Genomic DNA, 1,341 nt, shown 5'->3' with positions numbered 1-1,341 from the left:
GGGCCCCCGGCCCGGGCCGGGCGGGCGCCCGGTTGGGGCGCGCCGGGGGACACCCCGCGGCGTCCGCTCCGGTGCCGGCCGTGCGGCCCACCGAGCTGGCCGCGCTCGACGCGCGGGAGATGGCGCTGGCCCTGCCGGTACCGCTGGTGGACTCGGGCGACCCCAACGCCGGCTTCCTGGCCGGACTGCTGGCCACTGCGCCGGGGGATCTGCTGGGCGCGCTGCGCTCGGCGCCCGCCGACTCGGCCGAGCTGCGGCTGCGCGAGCTGCGGGCCCGGCTGGAGCTCGGCGAACTCGCCGCGGCCGGCGGCGCCCTGGCCGATCTGGAAGGCCGGCATCCCGACGACTGGCGGGTGGTGTGGGCCCGCGGGGTCTCCTCGCTGGCCACCGGTGACGACGAGATAGCGGCCCTGTCGTTCGACGCCATCTACGACGCCTTCCCGGGCGAGCCCGCGCCGAAGCTGGCGCTCGGCCTGTGCGCCGAGATCCTGGGGCAGTTGGACAACGCCGCCGAGTACTACCGGCTGGTCTGGATCACCGATCCGGGGTTCGTCAGTGCGGCCTTCGGGCTGGCGCGCGTCCAACTCGCCGCGGGCGACCGGCCCGGGGCCGTGCACACCCTGGAGTCCGTGCCGGAGGCATCGATCCACTACACCGCCGCACGGGTGGCGGCGGTACGGGCACGCCTGCGCGACCGGTCTCCCGAAGAGGCCCTGCTGCCCGATCTCGCGGCGGCTGCCGCGCAGGTGGAGGCCCTGGAGCGGTTCGGCCTGGACGCGGTGCGCCACGAACGGCTGTCGACGGAGGTTCTGGGCTCGGCCCTGGACTGGGTACTGTCGGGTAGCCGGGGTTCCGACCCCGGCCGGACCTCGCTGCTCGGCAGTCAACTGGACGAGCGGGGCCTGCGCTTCGGCCTGGAGCGCTCGTACCGCGTCCTCGCGCGGCTGGCGCAGCGGGGCGAGGACAGGATCGAACTGGTGGAGCGGGCAAACCGTTTCCGTCCCCGGACGTGGGTGTGAGTGATGTCGATGCATCGGCCGTCTGGCTGCCCCAGCTGTGCGGAGCCCCTTGAGGAGGGTGACCGTTTCTGCGGCGTCTGCGGCTCGCCCGTGTCCGCCGTTCCCCCTCTCGCGTCCCGGGACGATCCGACGCTCCCGATCCCGACGCTCCCGCCCGCCCCGGCGGGCCCGACGGGGGGCTACGCCCTCGCGGACCCCGCGCCCGGGTGGGGCAGCGTCGCGGCCGGGGCGGCGCCCACGCTGGTCGGCGACACCGCCGGATGGCCGGCGCAGGCGGAACCGGCCGGCGGCCCTGCCGCGGAGCCGGCGGCCCGGCCCGGTC

1 protein-coding gene and 2 pseudogenes are annotated in these 1,341 nt (G+C 76.7%); all 3 read left to right on the top strand.

Going from position 1 to position 1,341, the window contains the following annotated elements:
* Window positions 1–1,019: tetratricopeptide repeat protein (locus ACFXA3_RS42645; protein WP_385196939.1), on the top strand; the 1,019-nt coding region annotated here is incomplete at its 5' end.
* A 3-nt stretch (window positions 1,020–1,022) separates the two neighbouring features.
* Window positions 1,023–1,082: pseudogene (locus ACFXA3_RS42640) on the top strand (hypothetical protein); the annotation flags it as partial.
* A 27-nt stretch (window positions 1,083–1,109) separates the two neighbouring features.
* A pseudogene (locus ACFXA3_RS42635) lies at window positions 1,110–1,341 on the top strand (hypothetical protein); the annotation flags it as partial.

The organism is Streptomyces sp. NPDC059456 (assembly GCF_042750055.1).
In the GTDB taxonomy this organism is placed as follows: Bacteria; Actinomycetota; Actinomycetes; order Streptomycetales; family Streptomycetaceae; genus Streptomyces.
Note: the sequence above shows the minus strand (reverse complement) of the source record. Positions and strands in the feature narration are given on the sequence as shown.